Below are 8,908 nucleotides of genomic sequence, written 5' to 3'. Positions count from 1 at the left end.
CATTCCGGCGGAAGCCGGGACGAATCGAGCCGGGCGGTCCTCGATGTGTTCCTCTGCTCGATGGGTCCCGGGTCTCCGCTTCGCTCCGCCCGGGATGACGGGTGTGCGGGGATGGCGGCGGCGCGTTTCGCCACGCGGCACGATGATGGACCCCGGCACGGAGGCCGGGGTGACGGGTGCTCTGCGTTTGCGAGCCGATCCTTCCGACCGTCATGCCGGCCCTCGCCCACAAGGGGGGAGGGAGAAGGGCCGCTCGGGGCGGGGAGGGAGGGGGCCGCTCGGGGTTCGGGCGGCTGTCCGGCGGCAGGGGCTCCGGCGGCGGCGGCTGCTGCGGGCGGGCATGGCTTCATCGGCAATCGGAGGGATCATGCGGATCATCGGTCCGGAGCTCGCGGCGCATCTCGCCGGCGGGGTGACGGCGCTCGCGCGCGTCTGGGTGGTGCGGCGGCGGGACGGGGTGGTGCTCGGCTTCACCGACCATGACCGCGACATCGTCTTCGACGGCGTCGTCTGCGCCGCGGCGAGCGGGTTCTCCGCCGGCGAGGCGGCGGCGGAAAGCGGGTTCGCCGCCGGCGGCATGGAGGTCGAGGGGGCGCTCGCCTCCGAGAGCCTCTCCGAGGCCGACCTCGCCGCCGGGCTCTATGACGATGCGGCGGTCGAGGTGTGGCTCGTCGACTGGCGCGATCCGGCCGTGCGGCATCGGCTGCGCTCCGGCCATATCGGCGAGACGGTGCGCGAGGACGGCGCCTTCCGGGCCGAGATCCGCGGCCTCGCGGCGCGGCTCGACCAGCCCTCCGGCCGGGCTTTCCGCGCGGCCTGCGACGCCGATCTCGGCGACCCGCGCTGTGGCGTCGATCTCGCCCTCGCGGCCTATCGCGTCGCGGCGACGGTCGGAGCGGGCGATGGCGGGCGGCGGATCGAGGTGGCGCTCGGGGACTTCCCCGCCGGCTGGTTCGAACGCGGCCGGCTCGTCTTCACCTCCGGCGCCAATCAGGGCTTCGCCGCCACCGTGCGGCTGCAGCAGGGCGGGATCGTCGAGCTCTGGCAGACGCCGCCGCGGCCGGTTTCGGCGGGCGACGGGTTCACCCTCACGGCGGGCTGCGACAAGCGCTTTTCCACATGCCGAGAGAAATTCGCCAACAGCTTGAACTTTCGGGGCTTTCCGCACATGCCCGGGAATGATTTCGCGTTCGGCTATGCCCGGGCGGACGCCAACAACGACGGCGGAATCATCGTCCCATGATCACCCGGCAAGCGATTGTTTCCGAAGCGCTTTCCTGGCGTGGCACGGCCTATCGGCACCAGGCTTCTCTGAAAGGCGTCGGCTGCGACTGTCTCGGCCTGGTGCGCGGCGTCTGGCGGGCGCTCTACGGCGCCGAACCGGAGGCGATGCCGGCCTATACGCCCGACTGGGCGGAGGCGCGGGGAGCGGAGACGCTCGCGCTGGCCGCGGGGCGGCACATGGCGCCGGTGGCGCCGGATGCGGCCGAACCGGGCGATCTGCTGCTCTTCCGCTGGCGGGCCGGCGTGCCGGCGAAGCATTGCGGCATCCTCGTCGCGCCCGACCGCTTCGTCCACGCCCATGAGGGCGCCGCGGTCTGCGGGGCGGCGCTGTCACCCTGGTGGCGGCGGCGGATCGCCCATGTGTTTTCCTTTCCCGGAGTGACCGGCTGATGGCGACGCTTCTCCTGCGCGCCGCGGGCGCGGCGATCGGCGGGCTGTTCGGCCCGCTCGGTGCGGTGCTCGGCGGGGCGGTCGGCGCGCTCGCCGGCTATACGATCGACCAGCGCCTGTTCGGCGGCGGCACGGTCGAGGGCGCGCGGCTCGGCACGGTCGACATCCAGGGCTCGCGCGAGGGGACGCCGATCCCGCGCGTCTATGGCCGGGCGCGCGTCTCGGGCCAGATCATCTGGGCGACGCGCTATCAGGAGCGTGTCTCGACCGAGACGCAGGGCGGCAAGGGCGGCGCCGGCGGAACGAGCGTCAGGACCTATTCCTACTTCGCCAATTTCGCGGTCGGGCTCTGCGAAGGGCCGATCGCCCGGGTCGGCCGGGTGTGGGCCGACGGCGCCCTGCTCGACCTCTCCGGCATCGTCCACCGCGTCCATCCGGGCGGCGAGGACGAGGCGCCGGATTCGCTGATCGAGGCGAAGCAGGGCGAGGGCAACACGCCGGCCTATCGCGGCCTCGCCCATGTCGTCTTCGAGGGGCTGCCGCTCGAGGATTTCGGCAACCGCATCCCGCAGCTCGCCTTCGAGGTGTTCCGGCCGGTCGAGGGGCTCGAAAGCGATGTCCGCGCCGTGGTGATGATGCCCGGCGCGACCGAGTTCGGCTATGATCCGGAGCCGGTCGACCGGGCGCTCGGCCGCGGCCGGCGCGAGACGGTGAACCGCCATGTCGACGGGGCGGAAACCGATTTCGTCGCCGCGCTCGACGCGATCGAGGCGGCCCTGCCCAATCTCGAACGGGTTTCGCTCGTCGTCGCCTGGTTCGGCGACGATCTGCGCGCCGGCTCCTGCACGATCCGGCCGAAGGTCGAGACGGCGGCCGGCACGACGAGCCCGCCCTGGCGGGTGGCGGGGCTCGAACGCGGAAGTGCGGCCGTGGTGTCGCTCCATGCCGGCCGGCCCGCCTATGGCGGCACGCCGTCGGACGCGGGCGTGATCCGGGCGATCGCCGCCTTGAAGGCGCGCGGGCTCGCGGTCACGCTCTATCCCTTCCTGATGATGGACGTGCCGGCCGGCAATGGCCGGCCCGATCCCTATGGCAGGGTGGAGCAGGGGGCCTATCCCTGGCGCGGCGAGATCACCGGCGCGGTGGCGCCCGGACGGGCCGGCACGACGGACGGCACCGCGGCGGCGACGGACGAGATCGCGGCGTTCCTCGGAACCTGCGACCGGCACGATTTCGCGCTGTCGGGCGGGGGGGTGGTCTATTCGGGGCCGGCGGAATGGCGCTATCGCCGGATGGTGCTGCACATGGCGCATCTCGCCGAGGCGGCGGGGGGCGTCGACGCCTTCCTGATCGGCGCGGAGATGCGCGGGCTGTCGACGCTGCGTGCCGAGGACGGGCGCTACCCCTTCGTCGAGGGCCTGCGGGCGCTCGCCGGAGAGGTGCGCGCCGTGCTCGGGCCGGCGACGAAGATCAGCTATGCCGCCGACTGGAGCGAGTATTCCGGCCACCGGCCGGCCGACGGCTCGGGCGACGTCACCTTCCATCTCGATCCGCTCTGGGCCGATCCGGCGATCGATGCGGTGGCGATCGACTGCTATTTCCCGCTCGCCGACTGGCGCGACGGCACCGCGCATCGCGACGCGGCGATCGCCGACGGGCCGCACGACCGGGCGTATCTGGCGGGCAACATCGCCGGCGGCGAGGGCTTCGACTGGTATTATGCGAGCGAGGCCGACCGGGCGGCGCAGATCCGCAGCCCGATCGAGGACGGGGCGGCGGGCAAGCCCTGGGTGTTCCGCTACAAGGACCTCGCCGGCTGGTGGGGCCATCTCCATTACGACCGGCCGGGCGGCATCGAGCGCACGACGCCGACCGCCTGGATCCCGAAGAGCAAGCCGATCTGGCTGACCGAGCTCGGCTGTCCGGCGGTCGACAAGGGGGCGAACGAGCCGAACGTCTTTCCCGACGACAAGGTCGGCGGGGCGCGGCTGCCGCATTTCTCGAACGGCACCCGCGACGATCTCGTGCAGCGGCGCTTTCTCGAGGCGCATCTCGAGCACTGGGCGGACGAGACGGCGAACCCCCTTTCCGACCGCTATGACGGCCGGATGGTCGATCGCTCGCGGGTGTTCCTCTGGTGCGTCGACGCGCGGCCTTATCCCGCCTTCCCCTATCTCGACAGCGTGTGGGCGGACGGGCCGAACTGGCAGACGGGCCATTGGCTGACCGGCCGGCTCGGCGCGCTGCCGGCCGATGCGCTGGTGCGCGCCGTGCTCGCCGATCATGGCTTTACCGACGCCGAAATCGGCGCGCTCGACGGGCTCGTCGACGGCTATGTCGTCGGCCGCACCGGCTCGGCGCGCGACGCGCTCGAGCCGCTCGCGACGCTGTTCGGCTTCGTCGCCGCGGAGAGCGGCGCGGCGCTCCGCTTCGTGCCGAAGAGCCGGCCGGCGCGGCTGACGATCGGGCGCGGCGAACTGGTCGAAAGCGAGGACGACCGGCCGCGCCTCACCGTGCGGCGCGCGCAGGAGACGGAACTGCCGGCCGAGGTGTCGCTCGGCTTCGTCGACGGCCTCGCCGACTATCGCGACGGGGCGGTCGCCTCGCGCCGGCTCGAGACCGGCAGCCGGCGGCAGCAGACGGTCGACAGCGGCGCGGTGATGGACGAGGCGGCGGCGAGCGGCTTCGCCGACGCGCTGCTCGCCGACCTGTGGGCCGGACGCGAGACGGTGTCCTTCGCGCTCGACCCGCACCGGCTCGATGTGGAACCGGGCGACATCGTCGGGCTCGACAGCGGCGGGGAGGGGAGGATCGCGCTGATCGTCGGGCGGATCGAGGACGGCGCGGCGCGCGCGATCGAGGCGCGCACCATCGCGCCGATGCTCGCCCCGGCCCGCGCCGCGCCGCGGGCGGCGACGCCGAGCTACAGCGCGAGCGCGGGGCCGCCCGATCTCATCGTGCTCGACCTGCCGCCGCTCGCCGACGGCGACGCCGACCATGCGCCGCGCGTCGCGCTCTTCGCCGATCCCTGGCCCGGCGCCTATCTCTTGCAGATCGGCACGGCGGAGACGGGGTTCGCGGCGCGGCAGGCGGTCGAGCGGCGGGCGACGGCGGGTGCGCTCGACACCGCGATGCCGCCGGGTCCCCCCGGCCGCTGGGACGAGGCGACGGCGATCGAGGTGACGCTCGACGGCGGGGCGCTCTCGGGCGCCTCGGCGCTCGCCGTGGCGAACGGGGCGAACGCCGCGGCGATCGGCTCGGCCGAGACGGGCTTCGAGGTGGTGCAGTTCCGCGACGCGACGCTGATCGGGCCGTCGCGCTGGCGGCTTTCGGGCTTCCTGCGCGGCCAGGCGGGAACGGAGGACCGCGCCGCGGCGGGCCATGCGGGCGGCGCGCGCTTCGTGCGGCTCGACGCGGCGGCGCCGGTTCTCGCGCTCGCCACGGCCGAAGGCGGGCTCGGTCTGACACTGCGGGCGGGGCCGGCCGGCGCCGCCTATGACCCGCGCCGCTTCGCCGACACGGCTCTGCCGGCGAGCCGCATCGGGCTCCGCTGCCGGCCGCCCGCCCATCTCGCCGTGCGGCGCGAGGCGGGCGACCTCGTCTTCGCCTGGATCCGCCAGACGCGGACCGGCGGCGACGACTGGGCCGCCGTCGAGGTGCCGCTCGGCGAGGCGGCGGAAGCCTATCGGATCGAGATCGTCGCCTCGGGCGCGGTGGTCGCTGCCGAGACGGTGACGGTGCCGGGCTTCCGGCTCACCGGCGCGGCGCGCGCGGCCCTCCTCGGGGCGGCCGACGCCCCCTTCACCTTCCGCGTCGCGCAGACGAGCGCGGCGGCGGGCCCCGGCCTTTTCACGGAGATCGCGATCGATGGCTGACACGCTCCATCTGGCGCTGCCCTATCTCGCCGCGGCGCAGGCGCAGAAGCACGTGACGCTCAACGAGGCGCTGCGCCGGCTCGACGCGATCGTCCAGCTCGCGGTCGACGGCACGGACGCGACCGTGCCGCCCGAGACGCCGGCGGAAGGAAGCCGGCTGATCGTCGGTCCGGGCGCGACCGGCCTCTTCGCGGGACAGGACGGCGCGATCGCCCATTTCGTCGACGGCGCCTGGATGCTGCTTCCGCCCGAGCCGGGCTGGGTCGCGGTCGACCGGGCGACGGGCCGGCTGCTCGTCTTCGCAGAGGGTGGCTGGACGCCGCCCGCGCCGGCCGACAGCGTCGCCGCGCTCGGCGTCAACACGGCGGCGGATGCGACGAACCGCTTCGCGGTGCGCTCGAACGCCGTGCTCCTCGCACCCGTCGACGCGGCGGCGGGCGGCACCGGCGACATGCGGCTGGCGCTCGACAAGGAGGCGGCGGGCGACACCGTCTCGCTGGTCTTCCAGACCGGCTTTTCCGGCCGCGCGGAATTCGGCCTCGCGGGCGGCGAGGATTTCTCGATCAAGGTCTCGCCCGACGGTGCGACCTGGTTCACGGCGCTCGCGATCGACCGGGCGACGGGGGTGGTGTCCTTCCCCTCCGGCACCGCCTGACGCCGTCCGACCGGCCTTCCATTCCCTTTCTTCACACCCGACGAGGAGACGCGCCGATGCCGGCGACGGATGATTTCGCGCACAACACGGCCGGGCTTTCGAGCCCGTTCGAGCACGGCGTCGCGGTGGCGCCTTCCGACGCCGAGGACCTGCCGCATCTCGCCCGGGCGCTGTTCGTCGGCGCCGAGGGCGACCTCGCGGTGGTGACGAAGGGCGGCGAGACGCTTCTCTTCGCAGGGATGCGCGGCTGGCTGCCCGGGCGGATCGCGCGGGTCAAGGCGACCGGTACGAGCGCCGGCGCGATCGTCGCGGTGTGGTGAGCGCGATGGCGGGCGTCATCCGGACGGGAAGGGAGAGGGGCATGGCGATCGCGGCCGACGATGCTAGTCTGGCCGGATGGACCGGCGCATCACACGGCGGAGCGTTCTGGAGGGAGCGGGCATGAGCGCGCTCGGTCTCGGTCTCGGGCTCGGCCTGCCGGCGGCCCTTGCCGCATCGCCGGTGGTGGCCTCGTCCTGGGCGCCCGGCTGGGTGCTGCGCGACGCGGCGGGGCGGCCGGCGCTCATCGATCTCGACTACACGGCCGGGCGGTTCTGGTCCGGCCGGGCGGTGTTCGGCGACGAGGCGGGGCTCTTCGCCGCGCTCGGCGGGGCGCGGGCCGGCCCTCGCAGCGCCTTTCTGCCGCTTCGCGCCATTCCGGACGAAATCGGGCTCTTCCTCGACGCGACCGCGCCGGCGGCGCTGCCGGGCGCGACGCCCGCGGCGCTGCTGGCGCTCGACGGCGGCGACTGGTCGACCCGGCTCGACCTGGTCTGGCGGCCGGACGGGGCGGTGATCTGGCAGGCGGTCGAGGCCGCCTCGTCCTATGAGGAGAGCGTCGCGGCCGGGCCGCTCGGCGCCGGCGACCGGACGCGGATCGCCGCCGCGGCGCGCGCCGGGCGGCACGCCATCGCCCGCGACGGGGCGGCGGCCGAGGTCCTCGGCGGGCCGGAGCGGCGCATGCCGGAGGGGCTGACCCATTTGCGGCTCGGCAATTCGGTGAGCGGCTATGCCGATTTCGCCGGCACGATCCATCGCCTCGCCCTGTTCGCCGCGGCGCCGACCGATGCGGATCTGCGCCGGCTGGCGACGCCCGACGACGCGATCGTCGTCTGGGGCGACAGCCTCGCCGCCTCGGCCTTCGCGACCGGCTTCGGGGCGCTGTTCTCGCCGCCGCGGCTCGTCGAGAACGAGGGCATAGGCGGCCAGACCTCGACGCAGGTGGCGGCGCGGCAGGGCGCCATGCCGGTGTTCGTCAGTCTCGAGGGCGATGCCATTCCGGCCGGCGACACGGCGACCACGACCGACCGCTTCGATGCCGGCATGGCGGGCTGGAGCGGCCGGACGCAGGCGGGCACGGCGACGGACGCCACGCTCGCCGGCGGCGCGCTCGTCGTCCATGATGCCGCCTATCTGCAGGGCGTGCAGCGGCCGCTCGGCGCCATGGCGGCGGGCGAGACCGTGTTCGTCGAGCTCGACGTCGTGCTCTCCGACCTGCCGGCGGTCGAGATCGGCCTGACCTGGGACGCCGATGCGGCCTGGGCACCCGCGGCGCGCACGACGCTCGCCGCTTCCGGCCGGCAGAGTGTCACCCTGACGCTCGGGGAGGCGGGGTCGAGCGTCCATCTCGCGGCCCTCAATCCCTCCGCGACGGTGGGCGGCTTCTCGATCGCCGCTGTGGCGATCACCCGCGCCGTGGCCACGCCGCCGCCGGTCGCGGTGACGGCGCGGACGGTGAGCCCCGTGACCTATCAGGGGCCGCAGGCGCAGACGGGCTGGCTCTGCGGCGTCTACGGTGCGCTCGTCCGCGGCGGCACGGGCGACGACCACGCCAACGACACGGCGGCCTACAGCTTCATCCGCGAGCGCGCCGGCACGCCCGCCGCCTGCCTGCCGATGAGCCGGTTCGAGCCGGACGCGGCGGTCGCCTTCCGCGGCCGGGTGGCGCTTCTCTGGGCCGGCCGCAACAATCCGGCGGCGCCCGAGCGGGTGCGCGCCGACATCGCGGCGATGGCGGCGCGGGTGCCGGGCGGGCGTTATCTGGTCGGCTCGGTGCTGACGGGGACGGGCGACGACGCGGACCTCAAGGCGACGATCGGCGCGCTCAATGCCGCGCTCGCCGCGGCGCACGGGTCGCGCTTCGTCGATATCCTCGGCGCGCTGCTCGCCGCGCCGGACGGCTCGGCGGAGGACCTCGCCGACCTCGCCGCGGGCGTCCCGCCGCGCTCGCTGCGCTCCGACGGCATCCACCTCAACGCCGCCGGCAACGCGATCGCCCGTGCCGCCTGGCAGGCGCGGCTGGTGGCGCTCGGCTATTAGGGGCGGGCCGGCCGGAGTTGCCGCCTGAGGGTGGCGGGCCGGCCGGGAGCGGGGGGGGGGCGGCGTTCCGGCGTCTCGTGTTCTCGGGGGGCGGGGTCGTTCGGCTTCGGCTCAGTCACCCCCCACCCCGGCCCTCCCCCACAAGGGGGGAGGGGGATTGCCGATCGGGGTCGGCTGGGCGCTCTTGATGAGCCCCCTCCACCCGTCATGCCGGCCTCCGTGCCGGCATCCATGATCGTGACCTGCGGCGCTCCCGGCGGACGCCGTCCATCCGTCATTCCCGCGAAGGCGGAGACCCATCACACCGCGCGACGGTCGCCCAATCGGACCCGGCCCGGGCTCTGCG

General features: G+C 74.5%; 6 protein-coding genes. All 6 read left to right on the top strand.

Annotated features, from left to right (window positions below; genetic code table 11):
• Nucleotides 1-367: 367 nt before the first annotated feature.
• The 6 genes from GGQ63_RS21655 to GGQ63_RS21630 all read left to right on the top strand — a co-directional run bounded on the left by GGQ63_RS21655 (nt 368) and on the right by GGQ63_RS21630 (nt 8,562).
• The gene (locus GGQ63_RS21655) at nt 368-1,243 is read left to right on the top strand and encodes a DUF2163 domain-containing protein (protein WP_183858713.1); all 876 of its coding nucleotides are present in this window, start codon (nt 368-370) and stop codon (nt 1,241-1,243) included.
• Complete coding sequence (locus GGQ63_RS21650) at nt 1,240-1,674, top strand: NlpC/P60 family protein (protein ID WP_183858712.1); 435 nt, start codon at nt 1,240-1,242, stop codon at nt 1,672-1,674. Before GGQ63_RS21655 ends, GGQ63_RS21650 begins: the two co-directional genes overlap by 4 nt.
• Entirely contained in the window at nt 1,674-5,549 is a 3,876-nt protein-coding gene (locus GGQ63_RS21645; protein ID WP_183858711.1) for a baseplate multidomain protein megatron, read from the top strand. Before GGQ63_RS21650 ends, GGQ63_RS21645 begins: the two co-directional genes overlap by 1 nt.
• The gene (locus GGQ63_RS21640; RefSeq protein ID WP_183858710.1) at nt 5,542-6,204 is read left to right on the top strand and encodes a DUF2793 domain-containing protein; all 663 of its coding nucleotides are present in this window, start codon (nt 5,542-5,544) and stop codon (nt 6,202-6,204) included. The genes GGQ63_RS21645 and GGQ63_RS21640 overlap by 8 nt, the downstream gene beginning before the upstream one ends.
• A gap of 56 nt (nt 6,205-6,260) precedes the next feature.
• Nucleotides 6,261-6,524 carry a spike base protein, RCAP_Rcc01079 family gene (locus GGQ63_RS21635; RefSeq protein WP_183858709.1) on the top strand — a complete coding sequence of 88 codons (264 nt, stop codon included), beginning with the start codon at nt 6,261-6,263 and terminating at the stop codon, nt 6,522-6,524.
• 121 nt (nt 6,525-6,645) lie between these two features.
• Nucleotides 6,646-8,562: a hypothetical protein gene (locus GGQ63_RS21630; protein ID WP_183858708.1), complete on the top strand. Its 1,917-nt coding sequence runs from the start codon at nt 6,646-6,648 to the stop codon at nt 8,560-8,562.
• Nucleotides 8,563-8,908: the final 346 nt, after the last annotated feature.

Origin of the sequence: Prosthecomicrobium pneumaticum (assembly GCF_014199915.1) — a bacterium.
GTDB lineage: Bacteria > Pseudomonadota > Alphaproteobacteria > Rhizobiales > Kaistiaceae > Prosthecomicrobium > Prosthecomicrobium pneumaticum.
The sequence above is the reverse complement of the archived record's forward strand: the minus strand, read 5'-3'. Positions and strand labels throughout refer to the sequence as shown.

What these genes read in the sequence shown, in the direction of transcription:
- GGQ63_RS21655 (WP_183858713.1), top strand. Translation starts at nt 368, where the DNA reads ATGCGGATCATCGGTCCGGAGCTCGCGGCGCATCTCGCCGGCGGGGTG.
- GGQ63_RS21650 (WP_183858712.1), top strand. Translation starts at nt 1,240, where the DNA reads ATGATCACCCGGCAAGCGATTGTTTCCGAAGCGCTTTCCTGGCGTGGC.
- GGQ63_RS21645 (WP_183858711.1), top strand. Translation starts at nt 1,674, where the DNA reads ATGGCGACGCTTCTCCTGCGCGCCGCGGGCGCGGCGATCGGCGGGCTG.
- GGQ63_RS21640 (WP_183858710.1), top strand. Translation starts at nt 5,542, where the DNA reads ATGGCTGACACGCTCCATCTGGCGCTGCCCTATCTCGCCGCGGCGCAG.
- GGQ63_RS21635 (WP_183858709.1), top strand. Translation starts at nt 6,261, where the DNA reads ATGCCGGCGACGGATGATTTCGCGCACAACACGGCCGGGCTTTCGAGC.
- GGQ63_RS21630 (WP_183858708.1), top strand. Translation starts at nt 6,646, where the DNA reads ATGAGCGCGCTCGGTCTCGGTCTCGGGCTCGGCCTGCCGGCGGCCCTT.